Genomic DNA, 14,290 nt, shown 5'->3' on the forward strand with positions numbered 1-14,290 from the left:
AAAAAGGATAAAAAATGATTAAAAAAGCCAGTTTACCGACCAAAATAGGGAAGGTAATCTGGCTTTTTTGTTTTAAGTCATGTTAAGAGTTGAAAAATGGGTAGATTTTCAGTGGCCTCTTCAGTGAAGGGCTCCATTTTTTTAATTTCTTATGACTTAAATCACAAAATCAGCCAATAGACCAGTCCAAAGCTGATCAGCGAGACCGCAGCCGATGCAAATAGCCCTGTAATCAGCGGCGATACGCCAAGCTTGGCAAACTGTTTAAGGTCTGTCTGCAGGCCGACAGCGCCCATGACCATAATGATGACAAACTTTGAGATACTGCTCAGCAAATCTTGTGCTGCTGCCGGAAATACTCCGAATGAATTCAGGATGCTGACAGCCAGAAACCAGACGATAAACCAGGGAAAGGCTTTTTTGAAAGAACCTGCCCGATTGCTTTTATCTGCAGATCCCATCAGAAAAGGAAGGAGCAGGATCAGCGGCAGAAGGAACAATGTCCTTCCCAGCTTGACAGTAGTCGCAACTTCTCCTGCTTCATTTCCATAAACATAGCCGACAGCGATTGCAGAGGATGTATCGTGCACTGCCGTCCCTGCCCATATTCCGAAAGCCTGATCGTTCATCTGGAATATATGGCCGATGATCGGATATAGAAAAAAGGCAATCAGGTTGAAAAAAACAATTGTCGAGATGGCATAAGCTGTTTCATCGTCCTTTGCCCCAAGGAGACCTTTCACAGCTGATATCGCCGTTGCCCCGCAGATGCTCGTCCCTACCCCGATCAATAGTGATAAGGTTTTTCCAAGCTTCAGGAAATACCCGAACCAAAGTGTAAGAAGTATGCCTGAGCAGACAGATACAAAAATAATGAGCAGGGACTGTTTCCCTATTTCAAAAATATCAAAAATATTCAGCCCGGCACCGAGCAATACGACTGCGGCTTTGAGAAGTCTTTTAACCGTCAGTGTAAGCCCTGGCTCAAAAACCGGGTTTATGCCTGCTGTGTTGCGGATTGCAGCCCCTATCAGGATGGCAAATAATATTCCGCCGACCAAAGGGAAAATGCCGCCCAGAAATTTTGCCGCTAATGCAATCGCAATAGCCAAAATGACCCCTGGCACCCATTTAGGAAGCCTGGCGGCCGCTTGCTGTAGCCGTTCCATCTTTCTCTCACTACTTCCTGATGATAAGGCAAATTTATAGCTTCTATAAAACTGCTCTTCTCTTATTTTATTAAAATCCCCACATAATCTTAACATAAAAGGCTTCTTAGTAAAATCTGCGGAGAAAGAAAGAATTTTCACACAAAAAAACATCAGGCTCGCACGCCTGATGCATCTTAAACCAATAAGTATAGCGAGCGCCCCTTAATCTTAGAAAGGCTTTTCCGCTTTTCTACCTGTCCAGCTCTCGCGGCCAGAGCCTCGAGTCATAAGCCACCCAAGAATTAAAGGCAAAGTGCGCCTTTTATTCTCGGGCATCTTATGCTTGTCGGCTCTGAGCGAGCCGCCTCCGCTTTTCTACCTGTCCAGCTCCGGCGGCTAGAGCCTCGAGTCATAAGCCACCCGAGAATTAAAGGCAAAGTACGCCTTTTATTCTCGGGCGTCTTATGCTTGTCGGCTCTGAGCGAGCCGCCTCCGCTTTTCTAGTCAATAAATTCCTTGTCAATAAAGTTCGAGAAGTCAGGTTTTTCTTTCAGGAATTTTAATGCATAGGAAGAATCGGCAAATGCCTGTACTGTATCCTCATCCACTTCATAAGTAAAGCCGATGCGTTCCCAGGCTTTGTCTACAACTGACTTTTCCAGCTCCTGGCCAGTTACCTCTTTGATGTCCTTAATTGTGATTTCTTTAGCCTGCTCCGGATTCTCGGTGATATATTTCACAGCATCCTTGTGGGCTTCCACAATCTTTTGGATAACTTCAGGATTTTCTTTAACAGCTTTGCCTGATGTTACCATGACAGACGCTGGCAGAGTTTCGCCGAAAGCGACTTCATCCCAGCCAATGACAACATTTGCATCGGTTTCTTCTTCTATTACTGCTGCCCATGGTTCAGGGGCAACCGCCACATCAATTTTGCCTGCTTTCAGCATATTGGCATATTGTGCCGGATTTCCAGTCAGGTGCTTCATTGTTCCGCCAATCCTTTCGGATGTGATGCCGGACTCTTCCAGGTATGTTTCGTACTGAACATCGTGTGTACATCCGACTGCAGGAGTAATATATGTTTTCCCTGCAAAATCAGCTGCTGTCTTGATGCCGCTGTCTTTACTTGCCAGAACGACCGTGCCGCCTGTAGAAGCCCCGGCAATCAGCTTAACGTCTGCTCCAGTGGAATAATTATTCATCGCAGGGCCGGGACCGACCAGACCTGCATCCAAATCACCTGTTTTGAGCGCAGTCATGAACTGGCCGCCATCGGCAAAAGTCTTATATTCGATCGTTGTGCCGTCGCCAAGGCGCTTCTGGAAAAAGCCCTGATCCTTTGCAACCATCGCCGGCACATGGTTGATATTCGGGAAATAGCCGATAACGATTTTTTCTTTTGAGCCTGAGCTGTTTTCTGAAGATCCGCAGCCTGAGAGGATCCCTGCAGCTGTCAATAATGAAGCCATGAACATAAAGGCTTTCTTTTTCATTTTATTTCCCCCTATTTATTATTTTCAAGTCCCCATCTTTCAAGGACCGATTTTTCAATACGCTGGAAAATCAGCTGGTCCACAATTGAACCAATCACACCGATGATGATCATGACAGCGATCACGAGGCTCATGTCCCCGAAATCAGAAGCATATCTCAGCGTATACCCGAGTCCCGGACCGGTGCTGAGCAGTTCCCCTGCCATCAGTGCACGCCATGCAAATGCCCATGCAAGCCTTGCCCCTGTCACTACATAAGGGATTGAGGCTGGGAAGATGACCCTTGTGAACAAGTCAATCCCGCTGCTCCCCATCGTTTGTGCCGCTCTAATGAACAGCGGTGATACATTCTTGATTCCCACCCTCATATTCAAGGTCATGACGAAGGTGCCGCCAAGAATTACAACAAAGATGACCGAAACTTCGTTCATGCCAAACCACATGATCGCCAGCGGCAGCCAGACAATGCTCGGCACGCTTTGGAGGGCAAGGATGACCGTACCCAGTGTTTCATCGGCCGTCTTTGATTTGGCAAGCAGGATTCCGAGGGCCGAGCCCAGCACTAAACTGATGCCAAGGCCAATGAGCAGTCTCCTGAAGCTGGCCGCAAGATCATATAGAAGCGTTTTATCGCTGATTCCTGTCACTAGTGATTGGAACACATCTGTCGGCGATGGAAGGATGGTCGGCAGCCAAAGGCCCAGCCTTGAGCCCAGCTCCCATAAGCCAATGATGATTGCAAAGAAGATGATTCGTTTAATTGCTGGTTTCATTAGCTAACTCCTCGCTTACTACTTTGTCGATTTCCTTCTTGAGATAGCTCATAATATGATCTTCTATTTCAAGCATTTCCTTCTTATATTGATCTCTGGGACGGGGGAGATCCACCTTGATGTCCTTGAGGATCGTTCCCGGCTTGGTGCCCATCACGATGATGCGGTCAGAGAGCTTAATAGATTCAGAGATGCTGTGGGTAACAAAGAGGATCGTTTTCTTTGTCTCCATCCAGATCTTTTCAAGCTGCTGGTGAAGCCTTGACCTTGTTTGCTCATCAAGGGCCCCAAAGGGTTCATCCATGAGCAGGATCTCAGGATTCATGGCAAGGGCGCGTGCAATTGAAACCCTTTGCTGCATGCCGCCCGACAGCTCATGCGGATAATGGCCGGGATACTTGCCAAGCTGAACCATCTGCAAATATTTGAGTGCTGTCTCCTTCGCTTCATTCTTTGACATTTCCTTTTTCAACGGGAATGTGACATTTTCTATTACGTTAAGCCATGGAAATAATGCGGCCTGCTGAAAAACCATACCTCTGTCCTTGCCCGGCTTCGTAACCTTCTGCTGATCGATCAGGACACTTCCGCTCGTGGCTGAGGTTAGGCCAGCCACAATATTCAGCAGTGTTGATTTACCGCAGCCGGATGGGCCGAGGATCGATATAAACTGGCCTTTTTCAATGCTCAGGTTTATATCCTTCAGCACATCTGCAGCCATGCCGTTTTTATCAAAATACTGTTTATTTACAGATTGAACATCAATAAACACAGAAAACCACCTATTCTAAGAAATCTTATTATAATACTCGGATATAGTATGTAATTATAATGTATTCACCGGGCATGTCAAGCTTTCTAAGTTAATTTAAAAACATGGATAAATTGATGATTTATTCAAAGGAAGGCAGAGGATTAGCATGCTGGATAAGGCAATAAAAATTAGCTCGTATATAGGTCAAAAATGTGGAGAAAACAGAAAATTACAGCCCCAATCACATACGTTTTCGTAACGTCTGGAATTAATAAACTATAAAAGCTTGGAACATCCCCGGCTTTTTACTTTTAAATACTGTTCTTCTTCAATTATTGCACTCATTCCCTGAATAGTTGATCAGCCGAGTTTCCGTAAAAATTGCATTATTTTAATAATCAAACAAGATTCTCTTCTAATGGAGATTTATAGAGGGAAGAATTCCCCTTATTTAGCAAATAGTATTGAAAACACCTTAAATAGGGGTAGAAATTCCTCTTAATCGATTCTAAAGCGTGAAAAAAGACAGTTTTTCTTTGCCTAGAGGGAAAAACTCCCCTTATTTCCACAAAAACTGCTACTAATCTGCATTTAAGAGTAAAACCTCCCCTTATTTTTCTATCACTCGTTTCTCACTATTCAGCTTCCCATCTGTTGTTTTTGCTAAGGGCAAATAGTCAAATAGTTTTCTTGGGGCAGTTTGAAATCACTTCCCAACCAAAAAAATAGCACCCTGAATTGCACGATGGCAATATTCATTGTCAAGGTGCTATTTGGGGTGCTGCTGCTATGCTATTCCAGTATTGCTGTCTTATCAATATCATTAAACAATATAAACAACCATTTGTTTTATGAGCTGAAAGGTATGCTGACTCCAAAAAAAACCGAACTAATTAGGGAGTGGCAATCCCTCATGGCTGAAAGGCGTTTTCTTTTTTGGACGCTTTAATGAGCTTCTCGATTTCTTCCAGATTATTTTCTTCAAAGAGCTGGACGATTTTGCTTCCGACGATCACACCATCGCAAATCTGATTCATTGCCTTGACATGTTCGGGGGTCGAGATGCCGAAACCGGCGAGCACCGGCAGCCTGCTGACATTCTTAACCTTCTGCAAATGCTCCTGAAGCTCTCCGGAAAAATCTCTTCTTACTCCCGTTGTCCCTTTGACTGTAACCGCATATAGAAAGCCATTCCCTTTTTCCGAAATTTGCTGTATCCGCTCGATCGGGCTTGTCAATGTAGCAAGCCTGATAATTTCCAGGCCGTCCCTTTCTGCATATGGTGCAATCAAATCTTCTTCTTCGGGAGGGAGATCTGGAAGGATCAGGCCGTCTACACCAGCTTTGCTTGCTTCCATGGTAAACCGTTCGATTCCATAAGCCATAACAGGATTTACATAAGTCATGATAATGATAGGGATATGGACAATCGGCCTGATCGTTTTCAAGGTTTCAAGGACCGTTTTAAGCGTTGTCCCTTCTTTCAGCGAGCGGATTCCCGCCTTCTCAATGACCGGGCCGTCCGCTACCGGATCTGAAAAGGGGATGCCCACTTCCACCGCTGTTGCACCGCATTTTTCAAGAAAAGTGATTTTGTCCCCCAGCGTGGCCAGCCCTCCATCTCCTGCCATAATATAGGGAATAAAGGCCTTTTCCTCTTTTTCTTTCAAAAGGCGGAACACTTTTTCGATTCTATTCATCCTTCTTCCCTCCTAATCTGGCTTTCACTGTTTCTACGTCCTTATCCCCCCGCCCTGACAGGCAGACGGCAATTCCTTCTTCTGCAGACATCCCTGCTGCAAGCTTTATGCTGTATGCCACTGCATGGGCGCTTTCCAGTGCCGGAATGATGCCTTCGAGCCTGCACAGCAGCTTTAAAGCGTCGAGGGCCTCCTCGTCTGTGATAGATTCATAGACTACCCTGCCAGTATCTTTTAGATAGCTGTGTTCAGGGCCTACACCAGGATAATCGAGGCCTGCCGAGATGGAGTGGGCTTCCTGTATCTGGCCGTCCTCATCCTGCAGCAGATACATGAGGGCTCCGTGGAGCACACCAGGTTTTCCTTTAGTTAATGAAGCTGCATGGTTACCGGTTTCTACCCCAAGACCAGCTGCTTCCACGCCATACATGCGCACACTCTCGTCTTTTATGAAGGGATAAAACATCCCCATGGAATTGCTTCCCCCTCCGATGCAGGCTACAACTGCATCCGGGAGTTTTCCTTCTTTTTCAAGATACTGCTGCTTCGTTTCTGCCCCGATCACGCTTTGGAAGTCCCTTACAATCATCGGGAATGGATGGGGCCCCATTACAGAGCCGAGTATATAGTGTGTGTCTGATACATTGGCTACCCAGTAGCGCAGCGCTTCATTGACTGCGTCTTTCAGTGTGCTGCTGCCTGAGCTGACACCGACGACCTTCGCTCCCAGGAGTTCCATCCTGAATACATTCAGAGCCTGCCTTCTGATATCTTCTTCCCCCATATAAATGACGCATTCAAGATTCAGCAGGGCACAGACGGTTGCAGTGGCTACGCCATGCTGCCCCGCCCCCGTTTCTGCAACGATTTTCTTCTTCCCCATGCGGACTGCCAATAAAGCCTGGCCGATCGTATTATTGATTTTATGAGCGCCGGTATGGTTTAAATCCTCCCTTTTCAGGAAAATCTTTGCTCCTCCGGCATGCTTCGTCAGGTTTTCAGCAAAATAAAGCGGCGTCTCCCGGCCAACATAGTCTTTCAGAAGACTGTTCAATTCCTTTGTAAAGCTTTCATCCTGGAGGGCCTTTTTATATTCTTCCTCCAGTTCTGTAACTGCCTGCATAAGTGTTTCAGGTACATATCTTCCACCATATATGCCGAAATGCCCTTTTTCATCTGGCATCGTATAGACTGCTGTCATTTTACTTCCTCCTCATGTTTGAGCGCATTTTTTGCTTCTGCTATAAATTCCGCGATCAGGGCAGGGTCTTTTTTTCCGTCCTTTTCCACGCCGCTGCTGACGTCAGCCATAAAAGGCGCTGCCTTACGGATTGCTTTTCTTGCATTTTCTGGATTCAAGCCGCCTGCAAGGATTACTTTTTTACCGCCAAAATCCCTGCCTTCAAGAATACTCCAGTCAAAGGCGATTCCGTTCCCGCCCCTGTATTTTCCCTTTGGGCTGTCCAGGAGGATATAATCACAAGGATATTCGGCAATCCGGGCAAGATCTTCCTCTCCTTGTACACTCAAGGCTTTAATGACTGGCAGATTGATGCCTGCACAGAATTCCGGAGTCTCATCACCATGAAGCTGGACCATATCCAATCCGGCAATTTGCGCCGTTTTTTCAATTACTTCTTTGGATTCATTAACAAAGACGCCAATCTTCAGGGGCTCGCCGGGAAGCTTTGCTATTATTTCGGCCGCTTCCTCAGGTGTGATGCGGCGCCTGCTTTCGGCAAAAACAAATCCCAATGCATCTGCCCCGCTATTGGCTGCATAAAGCCCGTTCTCCAGATCAGTGATGCCGCAGATTTTCACCTTCATGGGATCCGCACCTCCTTTAAAGGAAGCTTCATGCCGCGGAGCGATGATTCAAGATCAGGTGCTTTCATGAAGGTTTCCCCGACAAGGATTCCTCCTGCCCCTGCACGGGCGGCCCTTTTAGCATCCTCGATCGTTTTCATGCCGCTTTCACTGATCAGAAATGCACCTGATTCTTTAATAGCCGGAGCGAGGCTTTCTGTGACAGAGAGATTTACATTAAATGTCCGCAAATCACGGTTGTTAACCCCTATCAGCCTGCTGCCTGCTGCGATCGCTCTTTCTGCTTCCCCCTCATTATGAACCTCTACCAGTACTTCAAGATTCAAACTGGCAGCATAATGGTACAGCTCATTCATCTGCCCTTCACCAAGCGCGGCCGCGATCAACAGAATGATATCGGCCCCTGCACTTTTTGCTTTGGCAATCTGAATATGATCAATCATAAAATCCTTGCAGAGAATCGGGACATCGACAGCGTCTCTGACTGCTGCCAGGTCCTCAAAACTTCCTTTGAAAAAGGACGTGTCAGTTAATACCGAAATAGCATCGGCTCCAAATTCAACATATTTGGCAGCCTGTTCGGCCGGTGATGCATTCATGCTAATATCGCCTTTTGAAGGCGAAGCCCGCTTGAATTCGGCAATGATGCTCAAATTTTCAGCTGCTTCAAGTCTGGAAACAAAAGACCGTTTTGGTGTCTCAGGGATTTCAGGCAGCCCAAGAGCTTTCAGCCTTTCAACTTCCCGTTTTTTTTCTTCAATAATTTTATCTAAAATGGTCGCCATCTTATATCACCTCTTGTTTGAACTTGCTGCCGGCGTTAACGAGAAGTTCAAGCTTCTCGAGTGCAGCGCCGCTGTCAATGCTTTCTGCGGCAAGCTTGATTCCCTCCTGGATGGTATCCGCTTTTCCGCCAGCGAAAATGCCGATCCCGCTGTTCAGCAGCACAGTATCACGGTATGCCCCTTTTTCGCCGCTGAGCACCTTCCGCAGTATTTCCGCATTTTCCTTCGAGTCTCCGCCCCGTATTTCTTCATTATTATATGTGCCAAGCCCAGTCTCCTCAGGGAGAAGGATTTTCTCTGTGATAATCCCATTATCCAGGATTGCCAAATGGTTCTCGCCCTGGAGGGAAGCTTCGTCCATGTATCCGGCTCCGTTCAATACAACCGCTCTTTTCCGCCCCAGTTCATTCAGTACTTCTGCAAACATGGAAAGCAAATCCCTCCTGTAGATTCCCAGAAGCTGTGAATCAAGCTCCATCGGATTGGTGAGCGGCCCGATCAGGTTGAAAATTGTCGGGATCCGTAAATCCTTCCTTACCTTCATAATCCTTTTGATCTGAGGATGAACATGCGGAGCATAAAGAAAGGCGATGCCAATTTCCTGGAGAATTTCCTCAAGATGCTCCGGCGGCAGATTCAAGTTGATCCCCAAGTGCTCGAGTACATCGGCGCTCCCTGTCTTACTGGAGACGCTCCTGTTTCCATGCTTGGCAACAGGAATTCCCGCTCCTGCGATCACAAATGCACTGGTTGAGCTGATATTGAAGCTTTTTGATCCATCCCCGCCAGTACCGCAATTGTCCAGGGCACCTGGTATTTTCCTTTCAAATCTAAGGCTCCTTCCCCTCAGCCCCTTTACAAGCGCTGCAATCTCAGCAACCGTTTCTCCCTTTGTTTTCAGACCTACCAGGAAAGCGGCAATTTCACTGTCTGTCACCTCTTCGGACAGCAAATGGGCCATCGCCTCCATCATTTCTGATTCCGTCAGTTCCGTGCGTTCAGATAAGCGTTCCAGTATGTGCCTCATGCCTATTCTCCTTTCTGATCTCCGTTAAAAAGTTTGCCAGCATCCTTTTACCGTTTATCGTCCCGACTGACTCCGGGTGAAACTGAAGGCCGAAGAGCGGGTAGTCTTCATGCTTGATGGCCATGATTTCCTGATCATCCATCGATCTTGCCAGCACCTTGAATTGTGCCGGAAGCGTTCCGGTCTGTATGACAAGTGAGTGATACCTCATAATATCGGTCGGCTGCTCCATGTATTGAAACAAATGCGAGCCTGTATGCCTAAGCTTTGATGTTTTTCCATGCATGATTCTGGAAGCCTTTTCGATCCTGGCCCCGAATGCCTGGCCAATGGCCTGATGCCCCAGGCAAATACCGAGGATCGGGATGCTGCTGCCGAATTCCTGGATCAGATCTATGCAAATGCCTGCGTTTTCCGGCCTGCCAGGCCCTGGTGACAGAACAATGGCTTCAGGGTTCATCCTGCTGATTTCAGCAAGGCTGATTTTGTTGTTGCGGACAACTTTTATTTCTTCGCCAAGCTCTCCCAAATACTGATACAGGTTATACGTAAATGAATCGTAATTATCAATTAATAAAATCATCTTGATCCTCCAAAAATGCCCTTAATTTATGAATGGTTTCTTCATACTCTTTTTCGGGCACCGAGTCATGTACGATGCCTGCCCCAGCTTGGATATAGGCTTTATTACCCTTAATCAGCATGGTGCGGATTGCAAGGGCAAAGTCCATATTGCCGCCGGCCGAGAAATAGCCGATGGCCCCTGAATATACGCCCCGCTTATATTCTTCCAGTTCATTGATGATTTCCATGGCCCGAATCTTCGGGGCACCCGATACTGTCCCTGCCGGCAGGCAGGCAGCAAGTGAATCTGCGGGTGAATATTCCGGCTTCAGCTTTCCGGATACCTCTGAAACCAAATGGATGACATGCCTGAATTTTTCGGCCTCCATATATTTCTCTATCTTAACCGAACCAAATTCACAAACCCTGCCAAGGTCATTTCTGCCCAGGTCCAGGAGCATCCGGTGCTCGGCAAGCTCTTTTTCATCGTTCAGCAGGTCGGCTGACAGCCTTTCGTCTTCTTCCTCGTCTCTTCCCCTTGGCCTCGTCCCGGCAATTGGGTTTGTGGTTACCTTATCAGCATCTGCCTTGATCAGGCTTTCCGGAGATGCGCCGGCGACTGCATATTCCCCAAAATTCAGAAAATACATATATGGTGAAGGATTCTGAATACGAAGCCTGCGGTAGAACGAGAACGGATCTCCTTCAATGTCTGCCTGCATACGCTGTGAAAGCACCACCTGGAAGATATCTCCCTGGATGATATACTCTTTGGCTTTCTTTACCTTTTCAACAAAAGACTCTTTCGTTTCTGAAGCCGAGTATCTTGATATTTTTATAAGGCTGTCAGAAGGGGTGCCGGATCCTTCTTCTATTTCCTTCCTCCGCCCGGCAATCCTGACCCTCAGGCTCTCATCTGTCGTATCGGGTGACAGGCGCGTGCCAATCAGGTAAACCTTCTGTTCAGCATGGTCATAGACAGCCATGATTTCAAAGAACATCAGATGCACATCCGGGACTCCCAATTCATCTTCCGGGATATCCCCGATATCCTCATACTCCCTGATGCTGTCGTACCCGACATAGCCCACCGCCCCTCCAGCCAGCGGAAAGGGCGCCTGCATGGCCTTTTCAGGAAGCAGTTTTTTTACCATCTCAAGTGCGGGCTCTGCCAGTTCGGTTTCTTCTTCTCCCCTGATCAGAATGCTAGTGCCGCCAGTCCCCTTTAATTCAAAAACAGGGTCTGCGCCTATAAAAGAATATCTTCCCGAGCGCTCATGTTTCAGCGAACTTTCAAGCAGGAATTTTTTCTCCCCGCTGATCCGCTGATAAATGCTGATGGGCGTCAGTATGTCTCCTTCCAGTTCTTCAATGATCATGCCTGATACTGCCTCTGCTCTGCTCATTTTCTTTCCTCCTATGCTTTTCTCGGCTCGGCTCCTATAAAAAAAGTCCCCTATACGCACAGGTATTGTGCATATAGAGGACGATATTCCGGACCGCGGTGCCACCTCAGGTTAGAGCATGGGATGCTCTCTCTTTTCGGGTGCGCAAAGCTTTCAGCCCTGCAGACCCTATCCTGATAACGGCGGAATCCCGTGCATCCCTACTTTTTTTCAGGATGCCTCTCACAAGTCCATTCACAATGCTGTTCGTGCCGGCTTCCACCACGCCCGGCTCTCTGGAACGAAATTAAGCACTGCTACTACTCTTGTTCAGCGATTTGAATATTCTTTTTTTCAACACAAAAAGGGTCCCCCATCCTTATAAAAAGGACGAGAAACCCGTGGTGCCACCTTCATTAGCTGATTTAGTCAGCTCACTTTGCAGACAGCAGACAAAATTCCTGCCATCTGTCTCTTGTAACGATGAGACTGTTCGCCAAAGCCTACTGCTCTAAAAGGTTCGGTTTGGAGGCTCGGAAGTCCATTCACGATTGCATCTGCACTGATTCACACCATCCATCAGCTCTCTAAAGCATCTGCAAAAGCTACTACTCTTCGTCATTGCCGTTCGATATATTGATTATTATGATAAATCGAAAATATCCGTTTGTCAAATCATTTTTCATAAATATTTATGTAATATTGTACAAAGCCTTTTGGAGCTTCGTTTTCCAGACATCCGCCAGCGCTTCTATCCGCAGCATCTTTTCCATGGCTCCGGCATCTTTTCGCCCGCGGAAAAAAATCTCATTTCCCTCCAAAACCGAAATTTCCTCCTGCTTCCGTTCAAGAAGGATAATTTGTGAATCTTTTCGAACCATGCCTGGTTCAATTACCCTGAAAAAATATCCTGTAAAACCGGTCTCCACGATTCTTGCCAGCAGTTTATCTGCTTCATTGAACTTGGATATAGTCGAGCACGGAACCCGCCCCTGGGTAATCTGGATGACTGCATCGCCCAATGCGAAAATATCCCCAATGTATACATCTTCTTCCTTCATATTTTCTGCACAGATATTCTCTCCAAATGCCGGAGGCTGGAACGGTTTTCCAAATTCCTTTTCCCACATCCTGTAGTGCTCATATGGGTACAGGCAAACTGCCCTGTCAGGGCCTCCATGGAAATCAGGGTTCGCGACACCGTCGCCGGCAAAACCTTCTGGCGTCAGGCTGGCTTCCTCCAGTGGAATTTTCCTTATTGCAGAAATTTCTTTTTTTCCTTTCCAGTCAAATTGCGTTGGTTTGCCAATGCTGAATTCAATTATCCGGCCTTTCATGCTCTTTTCCCTCCATGAATCCAATTAGTCTGCCCGCTGGCATTATTCCCTATTCTATCTCTTTTGGCTTAATGTTCCAACCCCTCTCTATGCCAAAAACTAGCAGGGAAAGAAGTCAGCTTGTTTGCTAATAGTAATAGTATCAACACAGGAGGCAGGTTTTCAAATGGAGCATGTGGAGAAAGTCGTTTTAAAGAAATCCAAGAAAAAAGCAAAGGAAAAGAAGAGCCAGAAAAATAATGACGCGCATAATCAAAAATGGGCTGTCCTTTCTATTTCCTCAATCCCGCTGGTTATGACTCTGGGGAATTCCATGCTTATTCCAGTTCTGCCCGTAATGGAGCGGGAGCTTGGCATTTCTTCCTTCCAGTCCAGTATGATCATTACGGTATACAGCATTGTGGCCATTATCATGATACCGCTTGCCGGATACCTTTCAGACCATATCGGAAGGAAAAAAGTTATTATCCCCAGTCTCCTGATCGCCGCTATCGGCGGGCTTATCTCCGGCTGGGCATCCTGGAAGCTGGCAGATCCTTACTGGCTCATCCTCATTGGAAGATCTCTTCAGGGGATTGGTGCTGCTGGAGGGGCACCCATTGTCATGCCTTTGGTTGGGGATATGTTCAAGAATGAGGAAGAAGTCAGCAGTTCTCTTGGGGTGATAGAAACCTCAAACACATTCGGGAAGGTGTTGAGCCCTATTCTCGGCGCCTTTTTGGCAGGCTTTGTATGGTTTTTGCCTTTTTTTGCTTTTCCAGTATTTTGTGCCATTTCTGTCCTTCTGATGGTCTTGCTGGTAAAAACACCAGAAAAGCGCACAGAGCCTATCCCCTTCAAAGCCTTTTTCAAAAAAATTAAGGATATTTTTAAAAATAATGGAAAGTGGCTTTATGCCATTTTTGTAGCAGGCATCATATTAATGTTCGTATTATTCGGCGTGCTGTTTCACCTCTCGGATATCCTTGAAAAGCAGTATGACATCAAAGATGTAAAAAAAGGACTGTTTCTTGCCATTCCATTAGGCGCGTTATGTTTATCGTCCTATATTACCGGAAAGCTGATCAAAGAAAATAAGATTCTGATGAAGTGGATTACTTTTTCCGGCAGCATCCTGCTGGCTGCCTCAGTCGGAATACTTGGATTCTCGACCAATCTCTGGTTTCTCATGGCCATGTTTGCAGTGGGGGGAATCGGCATAGGTGTCAGTCTGCCCTGCCTGGATGCCCTGATCACTGAAGGCATTGAGAAGGAAGAGAGAGGGACTATCAGCTCACTGTACAGCTCGATGAGATTCATCGGCGTAGCAGCCGGCCCGCCAGCTATCGCCATCATCGTAAAGCAGTCAGAACAGCTTTTGTTTTATATATTATGCGGAGTCTCAATCCTCGCTGCACTCGCAGTCCTGTTTGCAATAAAGCCTGATAAAAAGGGGTAGGCCAACCATACAATGAGGCTTCCTAAAAAAAATAATCCGCTAACCAAAAGCCC

The 14,290-nt window shown here is 46.7% G+C and carries 13 protein-coding genes and 2 other annotated features; of the genes, 1 reads left to right on the top strand and 12 read right to left on the bottom strand.

The window, feature by feature from the left end; genetic code table 11:
- Positions 1-161: 161 nt before the first annotated feature.
- From LCM00_RS22705 to LCM00_RS22760, 12 genes are all read right to left on the bottom strand, one after another.
- On the bottom strand, positions 162-1,169 hold the full coding sequence (locus LCM00_RS22705) for a YeiH family protein (RefSeq protein WP_224906270.1): 1,008 nt from the start codon (positions 1,167-1,169) through the stop codon (positions 162-164).
- Positions 1,170-1,651: 482 nt separating this feature from the next.
- Positions 1,652-2,647, bottom strand: a complete 996-nt coding sequence (locus LCM00_RS22710; RefSeq protein ID WP_224906272.1) for an aliphatic sulfonate ABC transporter substrate-binding protein — start codon at positions 2,645-2,647, stop codon at positions 1,652-1,654.
- 11 nt (positions 2,648-2,658) lie between these two features.
- Positions 2,659-3,420, bottom strand: a complete 762-nt coding sequence (locus LCM00_RS22715; RefSeq protein WP_224906274.1) for an ABC transporter permease — start codon at positions 3,418-3,420, stop codon at positions 2,659-2,661.
- Positions 3,404-4,192 (bottom strand): ABC transporter ATP-binding protein, encoded by a 789-nt coding sequence (locus LCM00_RS22720; RefSeq protein ID WP_224906275.1) that lies wholly within the window; start codon positions 4,190-4,192, stop codon positions 3,404-3,406. The genes LCM00_RS22715 and LCM00_RS22720 overlap by 17 nt, the downstream gene beginning before the upstream one ends.
- Positions 4,193-5,085: 893 nt before the next feature.
- On the bottom strand, positions 5,086-5,874 hold the full coding sequence (trpA, locus tag LCM00_RS22725) for a tryptophan synthase subunit alpha (protein WP_224906277.1): 789 nt from the start codon (positions 5,872-5,874) through the stop codon (positions 5,086-5,088).
- Positions 5,867-7,075: a tryptophan synthase subunit beta gene (gene trpB, locus LCM00_RS22730; RefSeq protein WP_224906279.1), complete on the bottom strand. Its 1,209-nt coding sequence runs from the start codon at positions 7,073-7,075 to the stop codon at positions 5,867-5,869. The genes trpA and trpB overlap by 8 nt, the downstream gene beginning before the upstream one ends.
- Positions 7,072-7,701 (bottom strand): phosphoribosylanthranilate isomerase, encoded by a 630-nt coding sequence (locus LCM00_RS22735; protein WP_224906281.1) that lies wholly within the window; start codon positions 7,699-7,701, stop codon positions 7,072-7,074. The genes trpB and LCM00_RS22735 overlap by 4 nt, the downstream gene beginning before the upstream one ends.
- Positions 7,698-8,486 (bottom strand): indole-3-glycerol phosphate synthase TrpC, encoded by a 789-nt coding sequence (trpC, locus tag LCM00_RS22740; protein ID WP_224906283.1) that lies wholly within the window; start codon positions 8,484-8,486, stop codon positions 7,698-7,700. The genes LCM00_RS22735 and trpC overlap by 4 nt, the downstream gene beginning before the upstream one ends.
- A 1-nt stretch (position 8,487) precedes the next feature.
- The gene (trpD, locus tag LCM00_RS22745; protein WP_224906285.1) at positions 8,488-9,513 is read right to left on the bottom strand and encodes an anthranilate phosphoribosyltransferase; all 1,026 of its coding nucleotides are present in this window, start codon (positions 9,511-9,513) and stop codon (positions 8,488-8,490) included.
- A complete protein-coding gene (locus tag LCM00_RS22750) occupies positions 9,485-10,096 on the bottom strand; it encodes an anthranilate synthase component II (protein WP_224906287.1) in 612 nt (203 codons plus the stop codon). Before LCM00_RS22750 ends, trpD begins: the two co-directional genes overlap by 29 nt.
- Positions 10,080-11,483 (bottom strand): anthranilate synthase component I, encoded by a 1,404-nt coding sequence (gene trpE / locus LCM00_RS22755; protein WP_224906289.1) that lies wholly within the window; start codon positions 11,481-11,483, stop codon positions 10,080-10,082. Before trpE ends, LCM00_RS22750 begins: the two co-directional genes overlap by 17 nt.
- Before the next feature lie 73 nt (positions 11,484-11,556).
- Positions 11,557-11,805, bottom strand: a binding site (T-box leader).
- 40 nt (positions 11,806-11,845) lie between these two features.
- Positions 11,846-12,093 (bottom strand) — a binding site (T-box leader).
- Between the two features lie 61 nt (positions 12,094-12,154).
- On the bottom strand, positions 12,155-12,799 hold the full coding sequence (locus tag LCM00_RS22760; protein ID WP_224906291.1) for an MOSC domain-containing protein: 645 nt from the start codon (positions 12,797-12,799) through the stop codon (positions 12,155-12,157).
- Between the two features lie 166 nt (positions 12,800-12,965).
- Here LCM00_RS22760 and LCM00_RS22765 point away from each other — a divergent pair, with 166 nt between their 5' ends.
- Positions 12,966-14,237 (top strand): MFS transporter, encoded by a 1,272-nt coding sequence (locus LCM00_RS22765; protein ID WP_224906292.1) that lies wholly within the window; start codon positions 12,966-12,968, stop codon positions 14,235-14,237.
- Positions 14,238-14,290 lie beyond the last annotated feature (53 nt).

The organism is Bacillus infantis (assembly GCF_020171945.1).
Classification (GTDB): domain Bacteria; phylum Bacillota; class Bacilli; order Bacillales; family Cytobacillaceae; genus Bacillus_AB; species Bacillus_AB infantis_A.

Bases quoted from the DNA above. Each gene is read 5' to 3' on its own strand.
- LCM00_RS22705 (WP_224906270.1), bottom strand. From the start codon at position 1,169: ATGGAACGGCTACAGCAAGCGGCCGCCAGGCTTCCTAAATGGGTGCCA.
- LCM00_RS22765 (WP_224906292.1), top strand. From the start codon at position 12,966: ATGGAGCATGTGGAGAAAGTCGTTTTAAAGAAATCCAAGAAAAAAGCA.
- LCM00_RS22750 (WP_224906287.1), bottom strand. From the start codon at position 10,096: ATGATTTTATTAATTGATAATTACGATTCATTTACGTATAACCTGTAT.
- trpC (WP_224906283.1), bottom strand. From the start codon at position 8,486: ATGGCGACCATTTTAGATAAAATTATTGAAGAAAAAAAACGGGAAGTT.
- trpD (WP_224906285.1), bottom strand. From the start codon at position 9,513: ATGAGGCACATACTGGAACGCTTATCTGAACGCACGGAACTGACGGAA.
- trpB (WP_224906279.1), bottom strand. From the start codon at position 7,075: ATGACAGCAGTCTATACGATGCCAGATGAAAAAGGGCATTTCGGCATA.
- trpA (WP_224906277.1), bottom strand. From the start codon at position 5,874: ATGAATAGAATCGAAAAAGTGTTCCGCCTTTTGAAAGAAAAAGAGGAA.
- trpE (WP_224906289.1), bottom strand. From the start codon at position 11,483: ATGAGCAGAGCAGAGGCAGTATCAGGCATGATCATTGAAGAACTGGAA.
- LCM00_RS22735 (WP_224906281.1), bottom strand. From the start codon at position 7,701: ATGAAGGTGAAAATCTGCGGCATCACTGATCTGGAGAACGGGCTTTAT.
- LCM00_RS22715 (WP_224906274.1), bottom strand. From the start codon at position 3,420: ATGAAACCAGCAATTAAACGAATCATCTTCTTTGCAATCATCATTGGC.
- LCM00_RS22710 (WP_224906272.1), bottom strand. From the start codon at position 2,647: ATGAAAAAGAAAGCCTTTATGTTCATGGCTTCATTATTGACAGCTGCA.
- LCM00_RS22760 (WP_224906291.1), bottom strand. From the start codon at position 12,799: ATGAAAGGCCGGATAATTGAATTCAGCATTGGCAAACCAACGCAATTT.